This window comes from Alphaproteobacteria bacterium PA2, from assembly GCA_002256425.1.
Lineage (GTDB): Bacteria > Pseudomonadota > Alphaproteobacteria > Caulobacterales > Caulobacteraceae > Phenylobacterium.
Map to the genome: position 1 here is coordinate 509,567 of NKIZ01000001.1, position 25,195 is coordinate 534,761.

Annotated in this window: 29 protein-coding genes; 21 read left to right on the plus strand and 8 right to left on the minus strand. The window is 64.9% G+C overall.

The features are described from left to right. The 6 genes from CFE28_02530 to CFE28_02555 all read left to right on the plus strand — a co-directional run bounded on the left by CFE28_02530 (nt 1) and on the right by CFE28_02555 (nt 4,921). Entirely contained in the window at nt 1-1,065 is a 1,065-nt protein-coding gene (locus tag CFE28_02530; GenBank protein ID OYU68965.1) for an AraC family transcriptional regulator, read from the plus strand. A 109-nt stretch (nt 1,066-1,174) separates the two neighbouring features. After that, nucleotides 1,175-1,972, plus strand: a complete 798-nt coding sequence (locus CFE28_02535) for a sterol desaturase (GenBank protein ID OYU71521.1) — start codon at nt 1,175-1,177, stop codon at nt 1,970-1,972. A 94-nt stretch (nt 1,973-2,066) separates the two neighbouring features. Continuing rightward, a complete protein-coding gene (locus tag CFE28_02540; protein OYU68966.1) occupies nt 2,067-2,393 on the plus strand; it encodes a PadR family transcriptional regulator in 327 nt (108 codons plus the stop codon). After that, the gene (locus CFE28_02545) at nt 2,390-2,965 is read left to right on the plus strand and encodes a hypothetical protein (protein ID OYU68967.1); all 576 of its coding nucleotides are present in this window, start codon (nt 2,390-2,392) and stop codon (nt 2,963-2,965) included. Before CFE28_02540 ends, CFE28_02545 begins: the two co-directional genes overlap by 4 nt. Next, nucleotides 2,962-3,720, plus strand: a complete 759-nt coding sequence (locus CFE28_02550; protein OYU68968.1) for a hypothetical protein — start codon at nt 2,962-2,964, stop codon at nt 3,718-3,720. Before CFE28_02545 ends, CFE28_02550 begins: the two co-directional genes overlap by 4 nt. Nucleotides 3,721-3,808: 88 nt before the next feature. Next, nucleotides 3,809-4,921, plus strand: a complete 1,113-nt coding sequence (locus CFE28_02555; GenBank protein OYU68969.1) for a cell division protein ZapE — start codon at nt 3,809-3,811, stop codon at nt 4,919-4,921. On the opposite strand, the gene CFE28_02560 is transcribed toward CFE28_02555, so the two are convergent. Genes CFE28_02560 through CFE28_02570 form a run of 3 tightly spaced genes read right to left on the minus strand, consistent with a single transcriptional unit; the run spans nt 4,876 to nt 8,328 of the window. Then, nucleotides 4,876-6,054, minus strand: a complete 1,179-nt coding sequence (locus CFE28_02560; protein ID OYU68970.1) for a hypothetical protein — start codon at nt 6,052-6,054, stop codon at nt 4,876-4,878. The genes CFE28_02555 and CFE28_02560 overlap by 46 nt on opposite strands. 6 nt (nt 6,055-6,060) lie before the next feature. Beyond that, nucleotides 6,061-7,302 (minus strand): aspartate aminotransferase family protein, encoded by a 1,242-nt coding sequence (locus CFE28_02565; GenBank protein ID OYU71522.1) that lies wholly within the window; start codon nt 7,300-7,302, stop codon nt 6,061-6,063. Nucleotides 7,303-7,359: 57 nt separating this feature from the next. After that, nucleotides 7,360-8,328, minus strand: coding sequence for a sodium-dependent bicarbonate transport family permease (locus CFE28_02570; protein ID OYU68971.1), 969 nt, complete (start codon nt 8,326-8,328; stop codon nt 7,360-7,362). Between the two features lie 145 nt (nt 8,329-8,473). Here CFE28_02570 and CFE28_02575 point away from each other — a divergent pair, with 145 nt between their 5' ends. Together CFE28_02575 and CFE28_02580 are read left to right on the plus strand one after the other, a co-directional pair. After that, entirely contained in the window at nt 8,474-9,364 is an 891-nt protein-coding gene (locus CFE28_02575) for a LysR family transcriptional regulator (GenBank protein OYU71523.1), read from the plus strand. A gap of 35 nt (nt 9,365-9,399) precedes the next feature. After that, nucleotides 9,400-9,681 (plus strand): hypothetical protein, encoded by a 282-nt coding sequence (locus tag CFE28_02580; GenBank protein ID OYU68972.1) that lies wholly within the window; start codon nt 9,400-9,402, stop codon nt 9,679-9,681. Here the strand turns inward: CFE28_02580 and CFE28_02585 are convergent. Next, nucleotides 9,678-10,562: a LysR family transcriptional regulator gene (locus CFE28_02585; protein ID OYU68973.1), complete on the minus strand. Its 885-nt coding sequence runs from the start codon at nt 10,560-10,562 to the stop codon at nt 9,678-9,680. The genes CFE28_02580 and CFE28_02585 overlap by 4 nt on opposite strands. Before the next feature lie 174 nt (nt 10,563-10,736). Between CFE28_02585 and sdhC the strand changes: the two genes are divergently transcribed. From sdhC to CFE28_02615, 6 genes are read left to right on the plus strand one after another with little or no spacing between them, the layout of a single operon-like run. Next, a complete protein-coding gene (gene sdhC, locus CFE28_02590; GenBank protein OYU68974.1) occupies nt 10,737-11,129 on the plus strand; it encodes a succinate dehydrogenase, cytochrome b556 subunit in 393 nt (130 codons plus the stop codon). Then, nucleotides 11,129-11,518, plus strand: a complete 390-nt coding sequence (sdhD, locus tag CFE28_02595; GenBank protein OYU68975.1) for a succinate dehydrogenase, hydrophobic membrane anchor protein — start codon at nt 11,129-11,131, stop codon at nt 11,516-11,518. Before sdhC ends, sdhD begins: the two co-directional genes overlap by 1 nt. A gap of 4 nt (nt 11,519-11,522) precedes the next feature. Beyond that, nucleotides 11,523-13,310 carry a succinate dehydrogenase flavoprotein subunit gene (locus CFE28_02600; GenBank protein OYU68976.1) on the plus strand — a complete coding sequence of 596 codons (1,788 nt, stop codon included), beginning with the start codon at nt 11,523-11,525 and terminating at the stop codon, nt 13,308-13,310. 28 nt (nt 13,311-13,338) lie between these two features. Further along, on the plus strand, nt 13,339-14,121 hold the full coding sequence (locus tag CFE28_02605; protein ID OYU68977.1) for a succinate dehydrogenase iron-sulfur subunit: 783 nt from the start codon (nt 13,339-13,341) through the stop codon (nt 14,119-14,121). Between the two features lie 57 nt (nt 14,122-14,178). Beyond that, nucleotides 14,179-15,411 carry a ferredoxin reductase gene (locus CFE28_02610; protein OYU68978.1) on the plus strand — a complete coding sequence of 411 codons (1,233 nt, stop codon included), beginning with the start codon at nt 14,179-14,181 and terminating at the stop codon, nt 15,409-15,411. A 19-nt stretch (nt 15,412-15,430) separates the two neighbouring features. Continuing rightward, nucleotides 15,431-15,751: a 2Fe-2S ferredoxin gene (locus tag CFE28_02615; protein OYU71524.1), complete on the plus strand. Its 321-nt coding sequence runs from the start codon at nt 15,431-15,433 to the stop codon at nt 15,749-15,751. On the opposite strand, the gene CFE28_02620 is transcribed toward CFE28_02615, so the two are convergent. Continuing rightward, complete coding sequence (locus tag CFE28_02620) at nt 15,748-16,077, minus strand: hypothetical protein (protein OYU68979.1); 330 nt, start codon at nt 16,075-16,077, stop codon at nt 15,748-15,750. The genes CFE28_02615 and CFE28_02620 overlap by 4 nt on opposite strands. On the opposite strand from CFE28_02620, the gene CFE28_02625 reads away from it, so the two are divergent. After that, entirely contained in the window at nt 16,069-16,644 is a 576-nt protein-coding gene (locus tag CFE28_02625) for a hypothetical protein (GenBank protein ID OYU68980.1), read from the plus strand. The genes CFE28_02620 and CFE28_02625 overlap by 9 nt on opposite strands. Here CFE28_02625 and CFE28_02630 read toward each other — a convergent pair. Then, entirely contained in the window at nt 16,641-18,959 is a 2,319-nt protein-coding gene (locus tag CFE28_02630) for a two-component sensor histidine kinase (protein OYU68981.1), read from the minus strand. The two genes, CFE28_02625 and CFE28_02630, sit on opposite strands and share 4 nt — an antisense overlap. A gap of 76 nt (nt 18,960-19,035) precedes the next feature. On the opposite strand from CFE28_02630, the gene CFE28_02635 reads away from it, so the two are divergent. The 4 genes from CFE28_02635 to CFE28_02650 all read left to right on the plus strand — a co-directional run bounded on the left by CFE28_02635 (nt 19,036) and on the right by CFE28_02650 (nt 21,172). Continuing rightward, nucleotides 19,036-19,620: a hypothetical protein gene (locus CFE28_02635; protein ID OYU68982.1), complete on the plus strand. Its 585-nt coding sequence runs from the start codon at nt 19,036-19,038 to the stop codon at nt 19,618-19,620. Next, a complete protein-coding gene (locus tag CFE28_02640; protein ID OYU68983.1) occupies nt 19,613-20,029 on the plus strand; it encodes a hypothetical protein in 417 nt (138 codons plus the stop codon). The genes CFE28_02635 and CFE28_02640 overlap by 8 nt, the downstream gene beginning before the upstream one ends. A 112-nt stretch (nt 20,030-20,141) precedes the next feature. Beyond that, complete coding sequence (locus tag CFE28_02645) at nt 20,142-20,678, plus strand: lipocalin (protein ID OYU68984.1); 537 nt, start codon at nt 20,142-20,144, stop codon at nt 20,676-20,678. Nucleotides 20,679-20,722: 44 nt separating this feature from the next. Then, nucleotides 20,723-21,172 (plus strand): hypothetical protein, encoded by a 450-nt coding sequence (locus tag CFE28_02650; protein ID OYU68985.1) that lies wholly within the window; start codon nt 20,723-20,725, stop codon nt 21,170-21,172. A gap of 9 nt (nt 21,173-21,181) precedes the next feature. On the opposite strand, the gene CFE28_02655 is transcribed toward CFE28_02650, so the two are convergent. Both CFE28_02655 and CFE28_02660 read right to left on the minus strand, forming a co-directional pair. Beyond that, nucleotides 21,182-21,739, minus strand: a complete 558-nt coding sequence (locus CFE28_02655; GenBank protein ID OYU68986.1) for a two-component system response regulator — start codon at nt 21,737-21,739, stop codon at nt 21,182-21,184. 63 nt (nt 21,740-21,802) lie between these two features. Further along, complete coding sequence (locus CFE28_02660; GenBank protein OYU68987.1) at nt 21,803-23,206, minus strand: two-component sensor histidine kinase; 1,404 nt, start codon at nt 23,204-23,206, stop codon at nt 21,803-21,805. Between the two features lie 47 nt (nt 23,207-23,253). On the opposite strand from CFE28_02660, the gene CFE28_02665 reads away from it, so the two are divergent. Both CFE28_02665 and CFE28_02670 read left to right on the plus strand, forming a co-directional pair. Continuing rightward, nucleotides 23,254-23,838, plus strand: a complete 585-nt coding sequence (locus CFE28_02665) for a photosynthetic protein synthase I (protein ID OYU68988.1) — start codon at nt 23,254-23,256, stop codon at nt 23,836-23,838. 73 nt (nt 23,839-23,911) lie between these two features. After that, the gene (locus tag CFE28_02670; protein OYU68989.1) at nt 23,912-25,183 is read left to right on the plus strand and encodes a polyhydroxyalkanoate depolymerase; all 1,272 of its coding nucleotides are present in this window, start codon (nt 23,912-23,914) and stop codon (nt 25,181-25,183) included. Nucleotides 25,184-25,195: the final 12 nt, after the last annotated feature.

Below are 25,195 nucleotides of genomic sequence, written 5' to 3' on the forward strand. Positions count from 1 at the left end.
ATGATCAGTTGGCCTCTTGTCGATGCAATCGCTCGGGGGGTGGCCGTAGGCGCCTTTTTCATACTTGGCCTCGCCTACGCCAAGTCCAGTCAGACCGCTGCAACCCGCTGGATCGGGGCCCTGTTCTTCGCCACAACGATTGGGCATTGCCTGAGCAATTGTGTCTATCTCCGCATGGAGACCGCAGACCCTGACCTTGTCACCTGGGCCTTGTCAGCCGCCGGAACCGGCATGTTCTGGACCTTTGCCGTCACCCTCTTTGAGGATGATCTGAAGGTCAGGCCTGCTCACATCTGGATACCTCTGGCGGCCCTGGGCCTGGCCAGCCTGGCGCGTATCGTGGGTTATCCAGAAAATCGGCCGATCTGGCTGACCTATAATGTGCTCTCGGTCGCCTTGGTGGGTCACGCCCTCTCCGTCATCTGGCGGGGGTGGCGCGGGGATCTGGTGGAGCGTCGGCGACGCCTGAGGGCGCCCGTCATGGCTGCCGCGTCCATCTATGTTCTATTGACCGCCGCCCAGGACGCACTCGCGATCATGGAGCGCCCCATACTTGCCCTGCCGATCTTCCAGGGGATCTTCCTGGCCGGACTTGGCGTTGCGGGAGCCTATGCCTTGCTGCGCCTGGACCCCGCCATGGTGCGGGAGCCAGACCGGCCAAGGCCAGCCTCGCCCAACGAGCTTTCAGGATCAGAGCTTCTCCCTGCGGCTGACAGCCAGATCCTGAAGCGGTTGGCAAAGGTCATGGATGAAGACCAGGTCTGGCGGCGGGGGGATCTCTCGATCCGCAGCCTCGCCGACATGCTCTCCCTGCCCGAGCACAAGCTGCGGCGTCTGATCAATGGGTCGCTGGGCTATCGGAACTTCGCCGCCTTTGTGAACGCGCGGCGGATTGAGGCGGCAAAGGCAGCTCTGGCTGACCCGGATCAAGGACGTAAGTCCGTCTCCAACATCGCCTTTGACCTGGGGTTCGGATCCCTTGGACCCTTCAATCGCGCCTTCCGTGACGCCACAGGCATGTCGCCGACCGCATGGCGGGCCAGCCAGGGTCTCGCCGATTCCTGAAAAGACTGGCCGGATCTGAAAACCAAGCGCCGTTTTCGCAATCGGAGAGACGCCGGGCGGCGCCTTGAAGATGATGACTGAAACCCCTCCTCTCCCCCGGAGCTTCATCATGCCCGATCTACCGCCCATCGCCCTTGAATGGCTCAGCAGCATGCAGGTCGACGTCACGCGCTATGTCGTGTTCGCCGTCGGCGTCTGGCTGTTGCTCTGGATCGTTCTCGCTCCGGTACTGAAGGGGAGAAAGATCCGCGAGGACGTCCCGGCGGCGCGGCAGCTCCTCCTCGAATTCTTCTTTTCCATCCGGTCCATCGCGGTTTTCTCGACCGTGGGGCTCCTGACCTTTCTGGCGGACCGGGCCGGTCTAATGTCAGGCCCCGCCATCGCCAGATCCTGGGGACCGGCCTGGTTCTGGGCGAGCCTTGTCCTGATCATCATCGGCCACGACGCCTGGTTCTACTGGACCCACCGCCTGATCCATGACCCGCGCCTGTTCCGCACCTTCCACCGGCGGCACCACAAGTCGCACAATCCCTCGCCCTTCACGGCCTACAGCTTTGACTGGGGGGAGGCGGCCATCAACGCCCTGTTCGTGCCGCTCTGGCTCATGATCGTTCCGACGCAATGGGGCGTGGTTGGCCTCTTCATGCTGCACCAGATTGTCCGCAACACCCTCGGGCACTCCGGCTATGAGCTCTTCCCGGCCCGGGCGGACGGGCGGCCCGTCCTGCCCTTCCTCACCACCGTCACGCACCATGACCTGCACCACGCCCAGGCCGGCTGGAACTATGGCCTCTACTTCACCTTCTGGGACAGGGTCATGGGCACCGAGCATCCCGAGTACCTCCAGAAGTTCGCCCAGGCGGTCCGCAAGCCTGCCGCCGCTTCGACACTGGTCGCGGCCGAATAGCGCCTCGAACATGAACTATCTTTCATGACAAGCTACCTTGCGACAACCACTACCTTGCGATAGGTAGTTCCTCACGAAAGAGGAGCGACACATCGTGCCAGAAGCGGTCCAGGTCCAGTTGAAGCGGGGGGTGCTCGAGCTATGCGTACTGGCCCTGCTCTCAAAGGCGGACGCCTACGCCTATGATATCGCCAGCCGTCTGGCTGCAGGCATCGATATGGGGGAGGGCACCATCTACCCCCTGATGCGGCGCATGCAGGCCGACGGCCTGGTGGACACCTATTTGGTGGAAAGCTCGGCGGGTCCGCCGCGCAAATATTACAAGCTGACCCAGACGGGTCAGACCAGCTTCACCGCCCAGAAGGCCGAATGGCATGCCTTCTCCACGGCCGTGGACGACATTCTTGGAGGGGTGAAATGAGCCGTCAGGCATTCCTGAAACGGCTGCGGGAGGGCTTGCGCGACATGCCCGCCGGCGCAGCTGACGACATTATCGCAGACTACGAGGCCCACTTCGCCGAAGGCGAAGCCGCAGGCCGCACCGAGGCCGAAGTGGCCGCCGCCCTTGGCGATCCCGGCCGTCTGGCCCGGGAGTTGAAGGCCGAGGCCGGGCTCAAGCAGTGGGAGACGCAGCGCAATCCTTCGGCGGCGGCCAATGCGGTCTTCGCGGTCCTGGGGCTGGGCGCCATAGATGTCCTGATCCTGCTGCCGATCCTGCTGTCCATCGCCGGAACCCTGTTCGCCTTCGGCATTGTCGGCGTGGTCCTGTTCGGTGTCGGCGGCTTCCTGTTCGCCATCGGACCGATTGTCGGCGCCGGCGCTGATATCGGCGCCGTCATGCTGGCGGGCCTGGGCGTCATGGCCGGAGGGACCTCCCTCGGCGCCCTGACCGCCCTGGCGACCATCGGTTTTGTCAACGCCTTGGTCTGGTACGGCCGGCTGCACATGCGCCTGCTGAAACCCGCCCTGGAACCCACGGAGGCGCGGTCATGATCCGCACTTTGATCACCATTTCCGTTGTCGGCTTTCTGCTGAGCATTGCCTGCATCGCCGGCGCCATCGGCCTGGCCGGCGGACCCTTCTCCATCCGGGACCGGGCCAAGGGCTGGGCTGTCGAGCATACCGAGTGGGGCGACCACAAAAGGGGTCGTCACGGGATCACCATCACAAGCGATGACGGTGAAACCACGACCCGCGACTTCACCTGGCAGGGGGCGGACCATCTTGATGTCAGCCCGTCGGCAGACATCGTCTACACCCAGGGACCGGTCGCCAAGCTGACCATCTTCGGCCCGACCGAGGCCCTGGACAATCTCCGGGTTCGTGACGGTCGCATCGACTATGCCGGCGGCTATGACAATGACGACGCCCGGCTGAAGATCATCCTGACGGCCCCCGACGTCCAGGCCTTCGACCTTGCTGGCTCCCAGAAGCTTGTGGTCGAGAGCTACAAGCAGGAAAAGCTCAGCCTGGATATTTCCGGCGACGCCCAGGTCTCGGTCAAGGGGGTGGCCACCAGCCTCCGTCTCGACATAACGGGCGATGGCTCGGCGGATCTTGCTGATCTGACGCTCGACTCTGCGGTGGTCGACATCTCCGGCAATGGCCAGGCCAGCCTTGGTCCCAGGGAGTCCGCCAAGATCGACGTTTCCGGCGACGGGGTGGTCAAGCTGACGGCAAAGCCCAGGATCCTGACCCAGGACATTTCCGGATCTGGTCAGGTCAGCCAGCCGGGGCTTCCCGACTGACCCAAAAAGCACCGACCTGCCAGACAGGAGGATGTTTTGATCCGATAACCGGTTCCCACCTGTCGGAACATGCTCTAGGCGGAGGCCAATGGCCTCCGCCCTTCTATCCGCCTTTGACGCCCGGCTCGAACAGGGCCTGATCCGTCCGGATCCCGCCCAGGCCCTTGGCCTGGCGTCACTGGTGCGCCTGGAGGCCGACCTTTCAGAGACCGGCGGCCTGCTGGCCAGGTTCCGCAAGCCGGAAAGCCGCCGGGGGGTCTATCTCTGGGGGCCGGTGGGTCGGGGCAAGTCCATGCTCATGGACCTGTTCTTCGAAACCATCCCGGTGAAGTCCAAGCGCCGGACCCACTTCCATGTCTTCATGGGCGAGATCCATCGCCGCATCGGCGCCTGGCGCAAGGGCGACGCCGCCGCGCGCAAGGCGGAATTCGGCCAGCACAGAGGAGATGATCCCATTCCGCCTGTGGCAGATCTTGTGGCCTCCGAAGCCCAGCTGATCTGCTTCGACGAATTCCAGGTCACCGACATTGCCGACGCCATGATCCTGGGCCGGCTGTTCGACGCCCTGTTCGAGCGGGGGGTGACCCTGGTGGCCACCTCCAACCGCGAGCCTGACGCCCTCTACCGGGACGGCATCAACCGCCAGCTCTTCCTGCCCTTCATCGAGACCCTGAAGACCCGGGTCGAGGTGGTGAAGGTGGCGGGCGCCCACGACTACCGCCTGGACCGACTGCGGGCGGCGGGCACGTGGTTCTCCCCCAATGATCCCGACAATCAGCGGACCTTCGCCGCCCTCTGGAAGGACATGCTGGGGGGCGAGGATGAGGTCGGCGAAACCCTCGAGGTGCTGGGCCGCAGGATCCACCTGCCCCACGCATCGGGCGGCTTGCTGAGGGCCAGTTTCGCAAGCCTTTGCTCGGTGGCCCTTGGCCCGAACGACTATGTGGCCCTGGCCGCTCAGTTCCATACGGTCTTCCTGCAGGACCTGCCGAAACTGACCGCCAACCGGCGGGAGGAGGCGCGGCGCCTGGTCACCCTGATCGATGAACTCTATGAGGCCCGGACCCGGCTGATCGTCCTGGCTGAGGCTGACCCGACCAAGCTCTACCCCGAGGGCGACGGCGCCTTCGAGTTTGAACGCACCGCCTCGCGGCTTCAGGAAATGAGGTCAGCCGACTGGCTGGCTGACAAGGCGGATTGATCCTCGTCGGCATAGTAGCGGCGCAGGAAGTACAGGGTTCCTGCTGCGCCGATGATCGAGGTGAGCAGGGTTACCTTCAAAGGGACCCCGACGAAAATCAGACCCGCCGCTACAAGACATCCCAGGCCTCCGCCTATGTCATAGGCGCCCTCGGTCACCATGTGAAACCGCAGGGGACAGGGTGACGCCTTGGCCAGATTATAGACGGCTGTCGCCATGGGCGGGACATAGAGGCTGCCGGCCAGGGCGCCCAGGGCGTTGAGGATCAGGGCCATGGGAATGGTGACGGTCGCACTTCTGGCCAGGGTGTAGGCGGTGAAAACGGCGAAGGCCACGGTTGCCGCCTTCGCGCCGTGCCCCAGGTCCACCAGTTTTCCAAGGACCAGGCCGGCCATGGCCCCGACAATCCCGGCCAGGGCCAGGGCGCCGCCATAGGCGGTGAAACTTTCCTTCAGGATCAGGAACAGGACTAGCTGCCAACCGATGTAATAGCCCGCCGAAACCCAGCCGTCGGTGACGCAGATGGCGAAGCCCATGCGCGAAGCCCGGATGGCGCCCGGCGCGGTCCGGGCTATGGGGACCTCGGGACTGGCCAGCAGGGGCAGGGCGGCCAGGGTCTGGACAAGGGCGACGCCGCCAAAGGCCGCCGCTGGCCCGAGGTGGGTGATCCCCCAGCCTCCGAGGATCGGCCCGACGATTGACACGGCCGAGACCAGGGCTTCTCGGGCGCTGACCTGATGGCCGCGATGCTCCGGGTCGCCCAGGGCTGCAAAATAGGCGTGATAGGTTGTCCAGTAGAGGGTGTCCCCCGCCGCCGAGACAATGCACAGGGCCAGCAGCCATCCATCCATGCCGTGGACCTGGGCCAGCAATGGGTACTGCATGGCCTGGACCACAGTTCCAAGAATGACGACAGGCCGCAGCCCCCAGGCCTTGCCGAAAATCAGGATTATGGGACGCAGGCAGAAGCGTCCGACCATGATGGCCGAGAAGGCGCAGAACACCAGGGGCAGGCTGACCCCGGCCTTCAGCAGATAGACGGCGAAGAAGGCGCCGCCGCCACTGACCGCCAGGGAGTGCATGCCATAGTGCAGGTTCAGCAGGTTGACGGACCTGTTGCCGAGAAAGGCCATGCCGCCTCAGGAATAGCGGGCTTCGGGCGCCGGCTGGCCGCCGGAGCCCTCAGCCTGGACTTCCTCCAGGGCCCATTTCAGATCCGCCAGATAGGACTCGACGACCTCGAGATGGAAGGGCGAGAGCATGAGGTGCAGCCCCTTCGGGCTGGAAGTGGTGCTCGTGAACCAGCCCCGCTGGTTCAGCCTGGCCCAGAGCTTCATCGGATCAACGTCGTGGCGGCCGAAGGCCACAAGGCCCAGGACCGGCTTGCCGAAGACTTCAAAGCCCAGGTCGCGGACCCCGGCCTCGACGGCCTCCCGCGCCGCCGTCACCTGCCCCTGCTTCTCGCGATAGCCGGACACCCCCAGGAAGTTCATCACCGCCCAGGCCGCTGAAATGGCGCCGCCGGGTCGGGTGCCGGCCAGGGTGGGGGTGACCATCCGGCCGCCGGGCCAGTCGCGGAAGTCGAAGGTCATGTACTTCTGCAGGTCGGCATTCCTGAAGAAGAGGGTCGAGGCGCCCTTGGCGCAATAGCCGTACTTGTGCAGGTCCGCCGACATGGACCGGACCCCCGGCAACTCGAAATCGAAGGGCGCCACATCCCCGCCATTCATCCTGACAAAGGGGGCGATATAGCCGCCGACACAGGCGTCCACGTGCAGCCAGAGGTCCTTCTCCTGGGCCAGTTCCGACAGGGCTGCGATCGGGTCTATCAGGCCGTAGGGAAAGCATGGCGCCGACCCGACAATCATCATGGTGGCGCTGTCGCAGGCGGCGGCCATGGCCTGCGCGTCGGCCAGCAGGTCCTTCACCGGAATACGCCGGACCTCGATCTCCATGACCGCGCAGGCCTTGTCGAAGGCTGGATGGGCCGACCAGGGCAGGACCAGGTTGAGGGGGCCGGTCACCCCCCTGGCCTTGCGGGCGAAATCCCGGGCCGCCTTGACCGCCATGGTGATGGAATCCGTGCCGCCGGACGTCGTCACGCCGCTGGCGCCCTCGGGTCCATGAAGCAGGTAAAGGCCAAACCCGACCACCTCGGACTCCATCCGCTTGAGGCTGGGAAAGGCCATGGGCCCCAGGCCGTTCTCGGACATGAAGGCGGTATAGGCGGCCTTCTGGACCTGCTCGACCTCGGGTCCGGCGTTGAAGACATAGACCGCGGTCTTTCCGTCCCGCCACTTCACATCGCCGCCGGCATAGTCGGCCATCCGGGCCTGGAGATCGCTCCAGCTGGCGCCGGCTTCGGGGAGGGGGCGGGTCATGAGGTAATCCTTGGGATTCAACCCCATGGATAGCGGCCCGTCATGCCCTGCGCCAGCTTAGAACATCTGGGACATGACCAGATAGAGCGGAATGCCGACGAGGATGTTGAACGGGAATGTCACCCCCAGCGACAGGGGGAGATAGACCCCGGCGTCGGCCTCGGGCAGGGCCATCTTCATGGCGGCCGGAACAGCGATGTATGAGGCGCTGGCCGCCAGGGTCGCCATGAGGGCGCGGTTTTCCGGCGGGACCCCGACAAGCTGGCAAAGGACGAGGGCGATCACTGCGGAGGCGAGGGGCATGCCAATGCCGAACAGGGCAAGTCCCGGCGTGAGGCTGTTTTTCTCGGCGATCCGCCGGGAGGCGACGAGGCCCATTTCCAGGAGGAAAAGGCAGAGGACGCCCTGGAACAGGGGGTTCACGAACAGGTCGATCTTCTTCAGGCCTGCCTCCCCGGTGACCGCGCCGATGAGGAAGGAGCCCAGCAGCAGGACGACCGTGCCGTTCAGGAAAACCTCCCGCAGAACCTCGGCCAGGGCGCCTTTCTCGCCGGCCTTTTCCCGACGACCGGCCAGCAGCAGGCCGCTGATGATGGCGGGGGTTTCCATGAGGGCGACCACGGCAGCCATGTATCCGGCAAAGGCCACTCCCTGCAGATGGAGGAATTCACCGGCAGCGGCGAAGGTGACGGCGGAGACTGACCCGTAGTGGGCCGCGGTGGCCGCCCGGGTCTTCCGATCCACCTTGCGGAAGGCGCCAAGTATGGCGAAGGCCAGGACTGGCAGGGTGAAGCTCAGCAGGACCGCCGCAACTGCGCTGGCAAGGAAGCCCTGGCTGAAACCGGCATGGGAGGCCTCCACCCCGCCCCGGAAGCCGATGCAGAGCATCAGGTAGAGGGCCATGGTCTTGACCACGCCTTCGGGGATGGCGAGGTCTGACCGGGCGAACCCCGCCATCAGGCCCAGTGCGAAAAACAGGACAGCCGGCTGAAGGAGGTTGCCGGCCGCCAGGTTGAGAATGTCCATGGTGAGCCCCCGCTTGGTGAAACGGCGGTGGGCTTAGTTTGCTCTTGATCATATTGGAAATTAATAGATCCTATCTGTATGATGAATAAAACTGATCCAAGGGCTTTTCATGGCCGATGACCTTCCAGATCCCCAGTCCGGCGCCCTGCCGCGGAATCTCGATCTGGACCTCCTTCGCACCTTCGTTCTGGTGGTCGAGACCGGAGGGTTCACCCGGGCCGGGGCCCGGATCGGACGCTCCCAGGCCGCGGTCAGCCTTCAGATTCGGCGGCTGGAAGACCAGGTCCGCGCCCGGCTCCTGGATCGTGATTCCCGGGGGCTTAGCCTGACGCCCCTCGGCGAGGTCCTGCTGGGGCAGGCCCGTCGGCTGCTGCGGATGAATGACGATATTCTCACAACCCTTTTCGGGGCCGAGGTGGCCGGCGAGGTCCGGTTCGGCGCGCCGGAGGATTTTGCGACGGCCTATCTTCCCGAGATCCTGGGCCGGTTCGCCCAGGCCAATCCGCAGGTGCAGCTCAATGTCACCTGTGATCTGACCCTGAACCTGCTGGACGGGCTGCAGAATGGGCGGTTGGACCTGGCCCTGATCAAGCGTGATCCCACCGAAGCCGATCTGGGGGTGAGGGTCTGGCGCGAACCCCTGGTCTGGGTCGGCGCCTCAATCGACATACTGGAGCGTCCTGGCCCCCTGCCGGTCATCGTCGCTCCAGCGCCCTGCGTCTATCGCCGCCGCGCCCTTTCCGCGCTTGGGGACGCAGGTCGTGAATGGCGCGTCGCCTATGTCAGCCCCTCCCTTGCAGGGCAGCACGCGGCCCTGCGGGCGGGGTTGGGGGTGACAGCCCTGCCGCGGGACATGACGCCCGATGACCTGGCCATACTGGACGATGCCCTGCCCAAACTCAGCGACACCGAAATCGCTTTGCTGACAGCCGCCCCGGAACCTCGTCCGGCTGTCGCCCGGCTGGCGGAGACCATCAAGCAGGCCATGGAGCGCCATCGACGGCTCCCTGCTTCCGGCAGGCCCGAAATCCGCTAGACTGGCCGGCCTTCGACGTCGGAGGAGACCGGGCCATGATCCGCCCTTCCCAGTTTCTGCTTGTCTGCCTGATCAGCGGCGCGGCCCATGCACAGGCCTCCAGCGTCATCAAGCCGCCGCCCGGCGATCTTTGCCACGCCCGCGCTGCCAAGCCCTTGATCGGGCGCGCCATTTCGGAAGCGCCCAAACCCCGCCACGGCTATTCCCACAGGTTTGTCTGCACCACATGTCAGGTGCCCACCGACTATAATCCCCGGCGGCTGAACTTCATCTTCGATGAAAAGACCCGGAAGATCACCGCCCTGCAGTGTGGCTAGGCGGGTCGAAGCCGCTCCACCAGGGCCTGGGCGTAGGGCCGCAGGGCCGCAAGGTCCCGCACCACAATCTTGAGTTCGCGTACCGCCCACTCATCGGTGAGTTCGATGATGTCGAGGTCCATGGTCTGGGCGGCGCGGCGGGCGGTGGTCTGGGGCACGACCCCGACGCCGACCCCCTGTTCCACCAGCCGGCAGACGGCGTCGAAGCTGCGCAACTGAACCCGCAGGCGCAGGGGGCGACCACCCCGGGCCGCCTTGTCGGCGAGGAACCTCTGCAGGGAGCTGGCCCGGTCCAGCCCGACGAGGTCGCAGGCCAGCACTTCTGAAAAGGCCGTTGAGCCCCCCTCGGACAGCGGATGACCCTTTTGCGCCACGACGACGAACCGATCCGACCGGAAGGGAAAGGCGGTGAGGCCGCCGACATCCACCGTGCCCGCCACAATGCCGATATCGCCCACCCCTTCGGCGATCAGACCGACAATCTCGTCCGACAGCTTTTCCTCGAGGTCGACGCTGACCTGGGGATAGGCGGCCAGAAAGGCGCTGAGCACTTCCGGCAGGAATTCGGTGAGGGCGTTGGTATTGGCCAGCAGGCGCACCTCCCCCGACAGGCCCTGGGCGAAGGCGCCCAGGTCTTCCCGCAGGCGGGCGCTCTGGGTCAGGATTGACCGGGCATGGTGCAGAAGGGTCCGGCCGGCGGCTGTTGGAACCACCCCCTGGCGGGTTCGGGTCAGCAGGGCGGCGCCCAGGGTCTCTTCCATGCCGCGAATCCGCGTGGAGGCGGCCGACAGGGCCAGGGCGCTGCGCTCGGCCCCCGCCGTGATGGAGCCGGCGTCCAGAACGTCGCAGAACAGTTTCAGGTCGGTGAGATCAAATCGCATGCTTCGTCTTTCGCGAAGGAAGGCTATGACAATTACCTATTGCGTCGCATGCAAATTTTGAGTGACTTCTCCGATTGCGAAGTCAACCGGGATTGTCGCCAGGATTGCGCGCTTTCGTTGACACAGAGACCTCTGGGCTTAAAACCGGACGCGCAAGTCCGATTGGGAACCGCCATGATTGACGCCGAACGCCCGCTATCGCCCCACGTCCAGGTCTGGCGATGGCACCTGACCATGTTCACCTCCATCGCCCATCGCGCCAGCGGCGCCGGGCTCTATGCAGGCGCCCTGATCCTCGGCGGCTGGGCAGTGGCCCTGGGCGCCGGACCGGCGGCCTATGAGGGCTATATGCAGCTGCTGGGCAGCCCCCTCGGCAAGCTGGTGCTTTTCCTGATGACCCTGGGGGTCTTCTATCATCTGGCCAACGGCATCCGCCATCTGGTCTGGGACGCCGGCAAGGGCCTGGACGTGAAGTCCGCCAATTTCAGCGCGGTCGTCGCCATCGCCTTCGCCATTGTGGCCAGCCTGGTCATCTGGGGCATCGCCATCACCACGGGAGCCGCCTGATGGCCAGCTATCGCACCCCCCTTGGCCGCGCCCGCGGCCTGGGCGCCGCCCACCATGGCGCCTCGCACTGGCTGGCCGAACGGGTCAGCGCCATCGCCCTGGTCCCCCTTGTGCTCTGGGCGGTCTTCGGCGTCCTGCGTCTGGCGACCCTGGACTATCAGGGCGCGGTGCTCTGGGTCAGTTCGCCGCTCAATGCGGTCCTGCTGGTCCTGCTGACCGCCACGGCCTACTGGCACATGCACGCCGGCATGCGGGTCATTGTCGAGGACTACATCCACAAGACCTTCACTAAGGCGGTTCTTTTGCTGCTCAACCTGTTTGTCAGCGTCCTCGTGGGCGGGCTGGCGATTTTCTCCATTCTCAAGGTCGCGCTGGGAGGCGCTCTCTAGGCTCATGTCGACCTATCAGTTCATCGATCACAAGTTTGACGTCGTCGTTGTCGGAGCCGGCGGTTCCGGACTGCGCGCCGCCCTTGGCTGCGCCGCCGCCGGTCTGAAGACCGCCTGCGTCTCCAAGGTCTTCCCGACCCGTTCGCACACCGTGGCCGCCCAGGGCGGCATCTCGGCCAGCCTGGGCAATATGGGCGAGGATGACTGGCGCTGGCACATGTACGACACCGTCAAGGGGTCGGACTGGCTGGGCGACCAGGACGCCATTGAATACCTTTGCCGTAATGCGCCGGCGGCGGTCTATGAGCTGGAGCACTGGGGCGTACCCTTCTCGCGCACCCCGGACGGCAAGATCTATCAGCGCGCCTTCGGCGGCATGACCCGCAATTTCGGTGAAGCGCCGATCCAGCGCACCTGCGCCGCGGCTGACCGCACCGGACACGCCATGCTGCACACCATGTATGGTCAGGCCCTGGCCCAGAACACCGAGTTCTTCATCGAGTATTTCGGCCTCGACCTGATCATGGACGAGGGCGTCTGCCGGGGCGTCACCGCCTGGAAGCTGGACGACGGCACCCTGCACCGGTTCCAGGCCCAGCTGGTCATCCTGGCCACGGGCGGCTATGGCCGCGCCTATTTCTCGGCCACCAGCGCCCACACCTGCACCGGCGATGGCGGCGGCATGGCCCTGCGGGCCGGCCTGCCCCTGCAGGACATGGAATTTGTCCAGTTCCACCCCACCGGCATCTATGGCGCCGGCTGCCTGATCACTGAAGGCGCCCGGGGCGAGGGCGGTTATCTGACCAATTCCGAAGGCGAGCGCTTCATGGAGCGCTATGCCCCCAGCGTGAAGGACCTTGCCCCCCGGGACATGGTCAGCCGCGCCATGACCATTGAAATCCGTGAAGGCCGCGGCGTGGGTCCCAAGAAGGACCACATCCACCTGCATCTGGACCACCTGGATCCCAAGATCCTGCACCAGCGCCTGCCGGGCATTTCCGAAAGCGCCCGGATCTTCGCCGGCGTCGACGTGACCAAGCAGCCCATCCCGGTCCTGCCCACCGTGCACTACAATATGGGCGGCATTCCCACGAACTTCTATTCCGAGGTCGTGACCAAGGCCGGCAAGGATCCGGACAAGGTCGTACCGGGCCTGATGGCCGTGGGCGAGGCCGCCTGCGTCTCGGTGCATGGCGCCAACCGTCTGGGCTCGAACTCGCTGATCGACCTGGTGGTGTTCGGTCGTTCAGCCGCCCTGCGCGCCGCCGACACCATCAAGGCCGGGGCGACCCAGCCCGAGCTGAAGCCCGCCATGACCGACGGCCACCTGGCCCGTTTCGACAAGCTGCGCAACGCTAATGGCGGTACCTCCACCGCTGATCTGCGGCTGGAAATGCAGCAGGTCATGCAGGAAGACGCCGCCGTGTTCCGCACGTCGGAAAGCCTCGCCAATGGCGTCAAGCGCATGCAGGCCGTTCAGGCCAAGCGGACCGACCTAAAGGTTTCGGACCGCGGCATGATCTGGAACACCGACCTGGTGGAAACCCTGGAATTCGAAAACCTGGTGGTCCAGGCCATGGTCACCGTGACCAGCGCCCATAACCGGACGGAAAGCCGTGGGGCCCACGCCCATGAGGACTTCCCCGATCGTGACGACAAGACCTGGATGAAACACACCTTGTCCTGGCTCGACGACAAGACCGGCAAGGTGAAGTTCGATTACCGCCCGGTGCACGACTACACCATGACCAACGACATCGCTTACATCCCGCCCAAGGCGCGGGTGTACTAGGCTAGCGGATCTCCAAGGAAATCGTCTGATGGTTCAACTCGCCCTGCCGAAGAACTCCCGTGTCCAGAAGGGCCGCCACCACCCGGCGCCCGCTGGCGCGTCCAAGGTCAAGACCTTCAAGGTCTATCGCTATGATCCCGAGACCTCGGAAAATCCCCGCTGGGACACCTATGACGTCGATGTCGACGCCTGCGGCCCCATGGTCCTGGACGTTCTGATCCACATCAAGAACACCATGGATCCCACCCTGGCCTTCCGCCGGTCCTGCCGGGAGGGGGTCTGCGGCTCCTGCGCCATGAATGTGGGCGGCCGCAATACCCTGGCCTGCACCCATGGCCACGCCGAAACCCCAGGCGCCGACTGTCAGATCTCGCCCCTGCCTTCCATGCCGGTGCTGAAGGATCTGATCCCGGACCTTTCCCACTTCTACGCCCAGTACGCCTCCATCGAGCCCTGGCTGCACACCACCTCGCCCGAGCCCCAGAGGGAATGGCTGCAGAGCCCGGAAGACCGGGAAAAGATCGACGGCCTTTATGAGTGCATCCTGTGCGCCTGCTGCACCACCTCGTGCCCCAGCTACTGGTGGAACGGCGAGAAGTACCTCGGCCCGGCTACCCTGCTGCACGCCTATCGCTGGCTGATCGACAGCCGTGACGAGGCCACCGGCGACCGGCTGGACGCCCTCGAGGACCCCTTCAAGCTCTATCGCTGCCACACCATCATGAACTGCGCCCAGGTCTGCCCCAAGGGTCTGAACCCGGCCAAGGCCATCGCCGAGGTCAAGAAGATGCTGGCCGATCGCGTCGTCTGATATCCGAACACCGTTCGGTAAGTTGACGCGCCCGTCATTTTTGCGCATGGGAAGCAGATGAGCGACAAGCCAGCCCATATCGTGATCATCGGCGCCGGCCACGCTGGCGGCACGGCGGCTGCGCTCCTGCGCCAGTATGACTTCCAGGGTCCGATCACCATGATCGGCGAGGAACCCATTCCGCCCTACCAGAGGCCGCCGCTTTCAAAGGCGTGGCTGAAGGGTGAGGCGGACGCTGACTCCCTGGCGCTCAAGCCCCTGGAGTTCTACGGCGAGAACAATATCGACTTCCGGCCCAATGTCCGGGTCGAGGCCATCAACCGGGCCGACAAGACGGTGGCGCTGTCTGACGGTTCGACCCTGGCCTATGACGTCGCCATTCTGGCCACCGGCGCCCGGCCGATCCGCCTGCCCATACCCGGCGCGGACCTGGACGGCGTACTTGAGCTGCGGACGGCGGCGGACGCCGAGGCCCTGAAGTCGGCCCTCGGTCCCGGCAGGACCGTGGCCATTGTCGGCGGTGGCTATATCGGCCTCGAGGCGGCGGCTTCGTCCCGTGCCCTGGGCGCCAACGCCATCATTCTGGAGCGGGAAAGCCGCATCCTGGCCCGGGTGGCCTGTGAAACCCTGTCGACCTTCTTCCAGACCTATCACGAAGCCAAGGGCGTGACGTTCGAGCTGGGCGCCAGCGCCACAGGCTTTGCCGGCCAGGACGGCAAGGTGACCGGCGTCACCCTGGCTGACGGCCGCACCATCGCCTGTGATCTGGTTCTCGTCGGCGTCGGCGTGGCGCCCAATGAGGAGCTGGCCAAGGCGGCCGGTCTCGACTGCGCCCGGGGCGTCGTGGTCAACCTGGAAGCCAGGACCTCTGACCCCAGCATTTTCGCCATAGGCGATGTCGCCCAGCGGCCCATGCCGATCTATGACGGCCGCATGTTCCGGATGGAAAGCGTGCCCAACGCCCTGGAGCAGGCCAAGCAGGCGGCCTGCGCCATTACCGGCCGCCCGGCCCCTGCGGGCGAGACGCCCTGGCAGTGGTCAGACCAGTATGATCTGAAGCTGCAGATCGCCGGATACCCCTTCGACGCCGACCAGATCCTGGTGCGCGGCGACCCGACCAGCAACAAGTTCGCCATCTTCCATCTTAAGGGCGATCTGGTTCAGTCGGTGGAAGCCATCAACTCGCCGCCCGAATTCATGATGGGTCGGCAACTGATTGGAAACCGTAAGCCGGTAGACACCGCCAAGCTTGCAGACACATCCATTTCCATGAAAGAGGTCGCTGCTTAAAGGCGGCATGAGGGAGCCCATGGCCAAGATCACCTATATCGAGCACAACGGCGCCGAGCACGTCCTGGACGTCAAGAACGGCCTTTCCGTCATGGAAGGCGCTGTGAAGAACAACGTCCCCGGCATTGACGCTGACTGCGGCGGGGCCTGCGCCTGCGCCACCTGCCACGTTTATGTGGACCAGGACTGGCTGGCCAAGACCGGCGACAAGTCCGCCATGGAAGAGTCCATGCTGGACTTCGCCGAAAGCGTCGAGCCCAACAGCCGTCTGGCCTGCCAGATCAAGGTGACCGACGCCCTGGACGGCCTGGTCGTCCGCCTGCCGGAAAGCCAGCACTAGTCAGACTGCTTGGCCGCAGGTACTTCCAAAGACCTGCGGCCCTCCGGCCTCGTTGGGGTCCGGCTCCCGCGACACCTTGGAATCAAGGGTGTTCGAGCATGTACGAAATACCGCCACGCCTGCCATTTGACTCCGTCCCCGGCGACGTAAGAGATCATCTGACTTCGCAAGGCGTGGTGTTCGCCGAGCTCGGCGATGGCGAATTCGGATGCCGTGGGGTTGGCTATGGTCATGGCGCCCACCGCTACTTCGTAAAATTCGCAGTCGGTGAGCGTGGCGTCGCGACACAGCACCGTGCCATCGCAGTTCATGCCCGAGTGCGGCATCCGACCCTCGTCCCCCTGATCCAGACAATTCACGGCGATCAGGGTCCAGTTCTGGTCTTTCCCTGGGTGGATGCGGCGCCCCTGAGGCAGTCCCAGCGGATGAGGAGCACACCCCTCGAGGACGTTCTTCACGCCAGCAAGGATGTCATTGACGTCCACAGGGCGATTGAAGCGGCTGGGTTCGTTTCCATCGACCTCTATGACGGCAACCTGCTCTACAACGATCGGATCCATCTGATCGATGTGGACGAGTATCGCCCTTCACCCTTCATCCTGGATGCGCCAAGAACGCTTGGGTCGACCCGATTCATGGCGCCGGAGGAATTTCTTCGGGGCGCCCGTCTGGACTCCCGAACCATGGTTTTCCAACTGGGCCGCACCCTGGCGGTGCTACTGGATCCTCCGGCAGGCAACAGCCTTGATCGGTGCCCAGCGCTGGGGCCCATCATAGGCAGGGCGACTGCGCATGATCCTGAAGCCAGATACCAAACGGTCGCCGAACTGGCTGATCGCCTCAAGGAATGTCTCAGGAGTCTCGCTATGACGGGGGGCGCCCAGGGCGGCTAGAAGCTCAGTTCCGGATGCCCGGCGGCGCCTTGAGCGCTTTCCGGAAGATGGCATGTGAAGGTGGCGCCGGCGCCTGGCGCGCTTTCCAGGGCCACCCAGCCTCCATGCAGTTCGACCATGGCCTTGACCAGGGCCAGACCCAGTCCCGGACCGCCCCGCTCGCGACCGATGAACCGGTCGAAGATGTGCGCCTGGACATTGTAGGGAATGCCGCGCCCGGTGTCGGTCACCTTTACCTGGACTTCGCCATCCGTCCGGTCGGCGCTCAGGGTCACCAGACCGCCAGCCGGGGTCTGGCGCAGGGCGTTCTCGGTGAGATGATCCAGGACCTGGCTCAGTCGCCTGACGTCGCCGCGGATCAGGCCGACCTCATCGGCTGGCGCGATGGACAGGACCACTCCGGCCTTTTCAGCCTCAAGCGCCCAACGGCTCATATTGTCCCGCAGCAGCCGACCGACATCGACGTCCTCGAGATCAAGCGCCATTTCGTCAGCGTCGATCTGGGCCATGTCGAGCACGTCGTCGATGGAGCGGGCCAGCTGGGTAGCCGCCTGACGGACCGCCGTGGCGTGACCACGGGCCCGTTCTGAAAGCTCGGCGCCCGACCGTTCCAGCAGCTCGGAATAGCCGATGATGGTGGTGAGGGGGGTGCGCAGTTCGTAGGAGACATTGCCGACAAAGTCGCGCTTCAGGCGCTCAGCCTCGGCCAGGGCAGAAGACCGGTCCGCCAGGGCACTCTCCAGCTTGCGGGCGTCGGTGACGTCGCCGAAGGCGATGAGGGTCGCACCGTCGGGCAGGGGCCGGGACTGGTAGACAATGATCCGGCTGTCCGAGGTCTTGGCCTCGCCCGACATGGGCGCCCGGGCCTGGGGATCGGTATCGGCCACCCGGCCCTTGAGTTCGCGCCAGAAGACCTGGTCGTGCAGGCGGGGCACGCACAGCTCGACGACACCTTCGAAGTCGTGGGCCAGGCTGATCTGGTGGGCGGTGATGTTCCAGAAGCGCTCGAAGGCCTCATTGTGCAGGCGCAGACGGCCGTCAGAACCGAAGACGGCCACGGCGTCATTCAGCTTGTCGAGGGTGGCCTGCTGGACCTGGATCAGGGCGTTGTACTGCGCCTTCATCTTCAGTTCGCCGGTGATGTCGGAGAACAGCAGAACCACGCCGCCCAGGGGATGGGGCTGACGGACCACCTTGAGGGTCCGGCCATCGGGCAGGCTCCAGAGGTCGTCGGGGGAAGAGCCCAGGCTCTCATAGCGGTCCAGCTCCGAGGCCTTCCACTTACCGTAGTCGGCGGTCTCGGGAAGCCGGCGGCGCTGGCGCAGACGGTCCAGGACCTCGGCATGGGTCGGGCGCTCGGCAAGCCAGGCCGGCTCCAGCCCCCAAAGCTCGGCAAAGGCGGTGTTGTGGAAGCTCAGGCGCTTGGTCTGGGAGAAGATGGCGACGGCGTCGGCAATGTGGTTGAGGGTCTCGTCGTGGGCCTCGACGTTCTTCTTGAGGGCTTCGCGCAGCTCTTCGGTTTCCGAGACATCGTCTGTCCAGACCCCGACGCCGCCGCCTTCGAGGGGCAGGGCGGTGATCCGCAGGGCCCGGCGGCGGCCTTCGAAGCTGATCCAGCGGACAGCTTCGCGCTTCTGACCCAGATTGGCGGATTCGCTGGCCAGGGTGTCCGCGCCCTTGTCGAAGCTCGCGGTGCGGGCGGCCGCTTCGTCCAGGCTCTCGGCCTCAACGGCCCGAAGCCAGGCGGCGTTGACCCAGACCGGGCTGCCGTCTGCGGCGGCGATCCAGGCGGGTGTCGACCGGGCGTCCAGGAAGGCGGCGAATCTTGGGGCCGTCGGCAGGCCGGCGTCCTGGCCGGTCACCGCCGAGAGTCTCAGCCAGGCCAGGGCGCCCGCAGCCCGGCCTTCTACGGCCACCATGCCTGATGGTCCGCGCACTTCGAAGGCGCAGGCCTCGCCCCGCTCGAACAGGCCGCGCAGGCGCCGCGTGTGATCCGGGTCGGCCCGCATCAGGGCGGCGACGACCGACTGCGGGTCGGGCGATGAGACCCCAAGGGCGAAGCCGCACAGGGCCAGACTTTCTTCCCCCGAAGCCAGGAGGGCATGGCCATCCTCCACGGCCAGAAGGGCCGAATCGAAGGCTTCCACCGATGCCTGGGCGGTTTCAGCGCTGGCGCGGAGAGCGGCGATCTCGGACCGGAGCTTCTCGATACGGGCGTGGCTCTGCACCCGCTGGGACATGGCCCAGAGTGTCGCGCAGAGGGCCAGCATGACCGCTCCAGCCGCTGCGGCGAGTATGAGTTGTAGCTCGCTCATGGGGCCCAATCCGGAAGCTGGCTTCGTGCATCACGAATCATCTCATGGAACATAGGCGCGTCTGCGATTTTGAGCGATGATCCCTGTCATGTCTTCGATCCTCTACCCGGTCGCCGCAGACGCCGCCGCCGCACTGGCGGGCCCGGCCGGTCGGGCCGTGCGCCAGAAGGAGGCCGAGCAGATCGCCGGTGAAGCCGTGAGCTTTGTCACCGACACGGTCGGCCCCCCCTATGCGACCCGGGACGCCGCCCTCGAGGCCTGCCGCGGGCGGGTGGAAGACGATCGGCCAGGCTTCACGGTGCAGATTCCGCCAGAGGATCGATATGCGCGCCTGGTCGAGGTGGTCACAGGCGGTCGTCCGCCGCCGCCCGCCACCCCGGTCCTCAAGGATGGCCGACGCTGGCCAGCGCCGCCCTCGGCGCCGAAGACCGTCTGGCGGCTGCAGGTCACCTACTGGCGACCCGTTTCGGCGGCCCCCGTGATTGACGACGTCCAGGCCCGCAAGGCCCGGATTCAGGCCAGGGAGACCCTTGACCCCCAGACCCTCCGCGCCCTGACCCGCCAACCCCTTCGCGCCGTGCGCCCTCAGCAGCCCCTGGACATCGGCCTCTTCGAGCGCCGCCTGCCGGAGTCCCCGCATATCGTGGTGCCCGATGAGTGACAGCCGTCCTGACTTCCAGCTGCCGCCCACCCTGGACGATCTGGCTGACCTGGCTGATGCGGCCTTTGCGGCCCTGCCCGTTGAGATCCGGGCCTTGGTGGGTGAAGTTGTCTTCAGGGTTGATGACTTTCCCTCGGAAGAGGTCCTGGAAGAGACCGGAATCGAAGACCCCTTTGAACTGACCGGCCTCTATCAGGGGGCGCCGTTTGGCCAGAGGTCGGTTCTTGATCCCTCGCCGGAACCCTCACGGATCTTCCTCTATCGCCGCCCCTTGCTGGATGAATGGGCTGAAAGGGGAGATGTGACCCTGCCGGACCTGGTCAGCCATGTGCTGGTTCACGAAATCGGGCATCACTTCGGGCTGACCGACGAAGACATCACCGCCCTGGAAGCGGCGACCGACAGCTAGGGCGGGGCGGCGCCTGCCAAAGAGTCGGGCGAAGGCGGGAAATTGTCTGCGACGGCCGCAAATTTCACCTCCGTGACATTTTTCGAACGCGGATCATGCGCTATGTGACGACATGCGCGGACGCAAACTCATTCAACTCGCCCTTGGCCTGGCCCTGCTTGCGGCCCCCATTCCGGCAGCCGCAGGTTCGCTGAGCCCGCCCACCGCCCGGCTGGACGCCGGCAAGATGATGGGCCGCTGGTACGAGATCGCCCGCCTGCCCAACAAGATCCAGAAGGACTGCCAGGGCGGGACCTCGGACTGGATCCGCGCCGAGAATGGCTTTCAGGTTGTGCAGACCTGCCACAAGGGCGCACTTTCCGCCCCGGCGACCGAGTGGCGGGCCCGGGCGCGCATGATCGACCCCAAGACCAACGCCCGGTTCAAGATCACCTATTTCGGCGGCGTGCTGACCCTGGAATACTGGGTGCTCGAAAGCCATGCCGATGAAGGCTGGGTCATACTGGCGACCCCCAATGGCCGCAGTCTCTGGCTGATGTCCCAGAAACCCTACCTGCCGCCGGCGGCCAGGTCCCAGGCTGTGGCGCGGATCAAGCAACTGGGCTTTGATGTCGCCGCCCTCGAATTTCCGCAGCCCGCCAGGAACTAGACCTGGCCCTTGATTTCGGAACGAAGCCGGAACAAGCTTGCGGCATGACCTTTGAGCCCCTTCGCCGTCCGGAAATCACCACCAATGTCACCCGCGGCGCGGCGCGGCTGTTGGCCCATCTCGGCTATGCCGCCCTGACCGAGGTCAAGCTGCCCAATGGTCGCCGGGCGGACCTGATGGCCCTGTCGGGAAAGGGCGAACTGCTGATTGTCGAGGTGAAGTCCTCGGTTGAAGACTATCGGGTTGATCGGAAGTGGCCCGAGTACGCCCCCTATTGCGACCGCTTCGCCTTTGCCGTCGCCCCGGAGTTTCCGCAGGATCTCCTGCCGGAGGGGCCGGGCCTGATGGTCTGCGACGGATTTGGCGGCGCCGTCCTGCGCGAGGCGCCGATCGAAGCCCTGGCCGGAGCCCGTCGCAAGGCCCTGCTGATCGGTTTCGCCCGACTGGCCGCCCTTCGTTCAGCCGGCATTGTCGCTGTGGAGCTGGAGGCCTGACGACCTGGTCTAGCGCGGCGCCCGTTTTGACAGGATCCGCTGCAGGGTTCGCCGATGCATGTCCAGACGCCGGGCGGTTTCAGAGACATTGTGCCCGCACTGCTCATAGACGCGCTGGATGTGTTCCCAGCGGACGCGGTCAGCGCTCATGGGCTTTGCCGGCGGTGTCGGCAGGTCGCCCTCGCCGACCAGAAGGGCCCGGGCGACATCATCTGCGTCAGCCGGCTTGGAAAGGTAATCGATGGCCCCGGACTTCACGGCCGCCACCGCCGTCGCGATATTGCCATAGCCGGTGAGCATGACGACCTTGGCGTCCGGCCTCGCGGCGCGAATGGCTTCCACGACCTTCAGGCCGCTACCGTCCTCCAGGCGCATGTCCAGCACCGCATAGGCCGGCGCTGCATCCCTGACCGCAGAAATCGCCTCGCTGACGCTCCCGACCATTGTGACGGCAAACCCCCTCTGCTCGAGGGCGCGGCCAAGCCGGGTGCGCAGGGGCGCATCATCGTCCAGGACAAGAAGCGACCTGTCAGGCAGACCGCCTATTTCGGCCGAAAGATCGCTCATTCAAAAAAACCTGACGGGAAATGCATCTCTGGGTCGTCACTCACGTCCAATTTCGCTCGCCTGTCATTGAGCGAGCTCAAGCTGAAAATCAAAGGCGCTCGCCTCAATCATCTCCCGCGCCCAGCGGGCTGAAACGACAGCGCCCCGAGGCTTGGAATTGCTGAACGTCACACGGGCTTGGGTTCGTTCCAAGAGGGTTTTTGCAATAAAGAACCCAAGGCCCATTCCAACATGACCGGTTCGGCCACCCGCTATGCCTGCACGGCTGGTGACATAGGGTTCGCCCAGCTTGGCCAGGATGTCAGGGGCAAAGCCTGGCCCATCGTCGCGCACCTCGACCGTGATGCTGTCGGCATCGAAGCGTGCGGACACAAGCACTTCCGACTCGGCGAAATCGACGGCGTTTTCCACAAATGAGGTCAGGGCGTGCAGGACCTCGGGCCGCCTGCTGATGTCGGGGGCAGCGACATTTGGCGCCCCAGTGACGATCGCTTCGATCCGCACGCCCTTGACCGTTGTGTGCGGCTCGAGGACCTCGTTGAGCAGTTGCAGGAGCGTCATGCGTTCATGCACTTCGTCAGAGGCCGCGTCGGGGGCGTCGGTCAGCCGACGCAGGATTTCCCGGCAACGGGCGGCCTGGGCCACCAGGAGTTCGGCGTCTTCCCTGACCGTCGGCGTTGTCGCCTCCCGTGCCATTTCCTTGGCGACAATGGCGATTGTGGCCAGGGGGGTTCCAAGCTCATGGGCGGCGGCGGCGGCCAGGGCGCCCAGAGCAGAAAGCCTTTGCTCCCGGGCCAGAACCGCCTGGGTGACATCGAGGGCAAGGCCCATGCGAGCGGAATCGGTCGCGGCGTGCCGCACATAGCCGCTGATGATGATCAGGCCAGACAGGTTCGCCAGGGTCGCGCCCAGGACATAGCTGGGAGGTATGGTCATGGAGAAGCCCGGCGCCGAGGGCAGGGGCAGGTGAACCATGGCCAGCAGGAAGGTGGTGGTGACGGCGAGGGTCGCAAGCAGACCCAGCTGCAGGACCGGCAGGCTTGCCGCCGCCATGGTCACCGGCGCGATCAGCAGGATGAAGAACGGATTTTCAACTCCGCCCGTGAGGTAGAGCAGGCTGGCTATCTGCAGGAGATCGAAGGTCAGATGTCCGACACTTTCCCATGACCCTGCAATCCGGCTTCGCGGCGATGACAGTACGGTCAGGGCGTTTGCAATAATGCCGACAAGGATCAGGCCGAAGCACGGTGCTGTCGGGGCGTCGAACCTGAAACCGAAAACCGCCAGGGTCAGGACCAGAAACTGCCCGGCCAGTATGACCCATCGCATGGTGACAATGGTGCTGACACGGATCTGGCCCCGAAGGGATCCGCCCGACATCCCGGCAAGCTCGTCTTGCGTCGCCGCGGGGCTTTGCCTATCGAGGCTGTCGGACCTTGGCGGCGGTGAGGTGTGTTCTGACGCCATGGGCCGGAATCATCGCCTAAGTTGCTGCGCATGACGAGGCACTTTTCATGACCCGCCGAAATCTGATCATTCTGGCAGCCTGTGTGGTCGGCATTGCCGGGCTTATAGGGCTGGGTCTCCGTTCTGGCGCCTTTGATCCCCCAAAGCCCCCGGGCCCCGGCGGCGATTTCGTTCTGGTGGACCAGACAGGCAAGACCGTTTCCCAGGATATTCTCAAGGGCAAGTGGTCGGCCGTGTTCTTCGGCTTCACCTATTGTCCAGATGTCTGTCCGACCACCCTGGGGATCCTGGGGCAGACCCAGACCCAGCTTGGTCCTAAGGCCAAGGACTTCCAGGTCATCTTCATTTCGGTGGATCCGGAGCGCGATACGCCAGAAGCGCTCAAGGCCTATCTGGACAATGAGTCCTTCCCCAAGGGGACCATCGGTCTGACCGGCTCCAAGGAGCAGATAGCTGCCGCGGCCAAGGCCTATCGGGTTTTCTACCAGAAAAGCGGTGAGGGCTCGGATTACCTGGTCAATCACTCGACGGCGACCTACCTCATGAATCCGGAGGGCAGGTTCGCCAAGGTCTTGCCCTTCGGGATCGCCCCGGATGAAATCGCCCTGCAGATTTCCGGCGCCATGCGGTAGGCCGCCCGATGGGGGCTGGACTTTCTTAAGGTAGCTTGTGCTATGTTGCAGTGCACAAGAGGACGGTCGGGCCATGCTCTACACCCTGTATGAAGCCGGTTATTACGCATCGACGCCGCTGAGGTTTGCGGCGCGCGCCACCCGTGAGTTCTGGAACTCGCCCCTCAACCCGGCCAAGGACACCGCCCTGGGGCGCAGGATGTTCGCCACCTCCGACCTGTTCTCCAACCTGACCCGCCGGTATGGCCGCCCGGAATGGCGGATAGACAGTGTTGTGGTGAATGGTCAGCCCGTCCGGGTTCGCCGCACCGAGGTCTGGACCAGCCCCTGGGTCAAACTCATCCATTTCCAGCGCGACATGGCTGACATGCGCAAGGCCGGCCGCAAGGAGCTTGAGCCGGCGGTCCTGATCGTTGCGCCCCTGTCCGGGCACTACGCCACCCTGTTGCGGGGCACGGTCGAAGCCTTCCTGCAGGATCACGAGGTCTATATCAGCGACTGGTCAAACGCCCGGGACGTGCCTCTGGTGGAAGGACGTTTCGACTTCCACGACTATCTCGACCATGTGCGCCAGATGCTGCGCTATCTCGGCCCGCGCCCCCATGTGGTGGCTGTCTGCCAGCCGGGCCCCGCCGTACTGGCCGCCGCCGCCCTGATGGCGGAGGACAAGGATGAGAGCCGTCCCGGCACCATGACCTTCATGGGATCACCCATAGACGCGCGCCTCTCCCCGACTGTCACCAACAAGCTGGCCGAGGAAAAGCCCTTCGCCTGGTTCAAGTCCAACATGATCGACACGGTCCCGGCGCCCTATCCGGGCATGGGGCGAAGGGTCTATCCGGGCTTTGTCCAGCTCTACTCGTTCATGTCCATGAACATGGACAGGCACAAGGAAGCCCATCTTCAGTACCTGCAGGATCTGATGGCCGGTGACGGCGATTCCGCCGAAGAACACCTGAGGTTCTATGACGAGTACCTCTCGGTGCTGGACCTGTCCGAGGAATTCTACCTCCAGACCATCGACTATGTGTTCCAGCAGTACCTGCTGCCCAAGGGCGAACTGGTTCACCATGGCCGTTCCGTCCGGCCGGAATCGATCACCGACATCGGCCTGCTGACGGTGGAAGGCGAGAACGACGACATTTCCGGTATTGGTCAGACCCAGGCCGCCCACAAGCTGTGCTCGTCCCTGCCGCCGGAATACAAGGAAGACTATGTGCAGCCCCATGTAGGCCACTATGGGGTCTTCAACGGCCGCCGGTTCCGCGAGGAAATCTATCCGCGGGTCCGGCAGTTCATCCTCGATTTCGAAGCCGGCTTCGAGAAGACCCGCAAGGTCGCCTGACGAACCCTGGCG

Excerpts from the sequence above, each read along its gene's own strand:
- CFE28_02530 (OYU68965.1), top strand. The coding sequence starts at position 1 with ATGATCAGTTGGCCTCTTGTCGATGCAATCGCTCGGGGGGTGGCCGTA.
- CFE28_02535 (OYU71521.1), top strand. The coding sequence starts at position 1,175 with ATGCCCGATCTACCGCCCATCGCCCTTGAATGGCTCAGCAGCATGCAG.
- CFE28_02545 (OYU68967.1), top strand. The coding sequence starts at position 2,390 with ATGAGCCGTCAGGCATTCCTGAAACGGCTGCGGGAGGGCTTGCGCGAC.
- CFE28_02550 (OYU68968.1), top strand. The coding sequence starts at position 2,962 with ATGATCCGCACTTTGATCACCATTTCCGTTGTCGGCTTTCTGCTGAGC.
- CFE28_02555 (OYU68969.1), top strand. The coding sequence starts at position 3,809 with ATGGCCTCCGCCCTTCTATCCGCCTTTGACGCCCGGCTCGAACAGGGC.
- CFE28_02560 (OYU68970.1), bottom strand. The coding sequence starts at position 6,054 with ATGGCCTTTCTCGGCAACAGGTCCGTCAACCTGCTGAACCTGCACTAT.
- CFE28_02565 (OYU71522.1), bottom strand. The coding sequence starts at position 7,302 with ATGACCCGCCCCCTCCCCGAAGCCGGCGCCAGCTGGAGCGATCTCCAG.
- CFE28_02570 (OYU68971.1), bottom strand. The coding sequence starts at position 8,328 with ATGGACATTCTCAACCTGGCGGCCGGCAACCTCCTTCAGCCGGCTGTC.
- CFE28_02580 (OYU68972.1), top strand. The coding sequence starts at position 9,400 with ATGATCCGCCCTTCCCAGTTTCTGCTTGTCTGCCTGATCAGCGGCGCG.
- CFE28_02585 (OYU68973.1), bottom strand. The coding sequence starts at position 10,562 with ATGCGATTTGATCTCACCGACCTGAAACTGTTCTGCGACGTTCTGGAC.
- sdhC (OYU68974.1), top strand. The coding sequence starts at position 10,737 with ATGATTGACGCCGAACGCCCGCTATCGCCCCACGTCCAGGTCTGGCGA.
- sdhD (OYU68975.1), top strand. The coding sequence starts at position 11,129 with ATGGCCAGCTATCGCACCCCCCTTGGCCGCGCCCGCGGCCTGGGCGCC.
- CFE28_02600 (OYU68976.1), top strand. The coding sequence starts at position 11,523 with ATGTCGACCTATCAGTTCATCGATCACAAGTTTGACGTCGTCGTTGTC.
- CFE28_02605 (OYU68977.1), top strand. The coding sequence starts at position 13,339 with ATGGTTCAACTCGCCCTGCCGAAGAACTCCCGTGTCCAGAAGGGCCGC.
- CFE28_02610 (OYU68978.1), top strand. The coding sequence starts at position 14,179 with ATGAGCGACAAGCCAGCCCATATCGTGATCATCGGCGCCGGCCACGCT.
- CFE28_02615 (OYU71524.1), top strand. The coding sequence starts at position 15,431 with ATGGCCAAGATCACCTATATCGAGCACAACGGCGCCGAGCACGTCCTG.
- CFE28_02620 (OYU68979.1), bottom strand. The coding sequence starts at position 16,077 with ATGCCGCACTCGGGCATGAACTGCGATGGCACGGTGCTGTGTCGCGAC.
- CFE28_02630 (OYU68981.1), bottom strand. The coding sequence starts at position 18,959 with ATGAGCGAGCTACAACTCATACTCGCCGCAGCGGCTGGAGCGGTCATG.
- CFE28_02635 (OYU68982.1), top strand. The coding sequence starts at position 19,036 with ATGATCCCTGTCATGTCTTCGATCCTCTACCCGGTCGCCGCAGACGCC.
- CFE28_02640 (OYU68983.1), top strand. The coding sequence starts at position 19,613 with ATGAGTGACAGCCGTCCTGACTTCCAGCTGCCGCCCACCCTGGACGAT.
- CFE28_02645 (OYU68984.1), top strand. The coding sequence starts at position 20,142 with ATGCGCGGACGCAAACTCATTCAACTCGCCCTTGGCCTGGCCCTGCTT.
- CFE28_02650 (OYU68985.1), top strand. The coding sequence starts at position 20,723 with ATGACCTTTGAGCCCCTTCGCCGTCCGGAAATCACCACCAATGTCACC.
- CFE28_02655 (OYU68986.1), bottom strand. The coding sequence starts at position 21,739 with ATGAGCGATCTTTCGGCCGAAATAGGCGGTCTGCCTGACAGGTCGCTT.
- CFE28_02660 (OYU68987.1), bottom strand. The coding sequence starts at position 23,206 with ATGGCGTCAGAACACACCTCACCGCCGCCAAGGTCCGACAGCCTCGAT.
- CFE28_02665 (OYU68988.1), top strand. The coding sequence starts at position 23,254 with ATGACCCGCCGAAATCTGATCATTCTGGCAGCCTGTGTGGTCGGCATT.
- CFE28_02670 (OYU68989.1), top strand. The coding sequence starts at position 23,912 with ATGCTCTACACCCTGTATGAAGCCGGTTATTACGCATCGACGCCGCTG.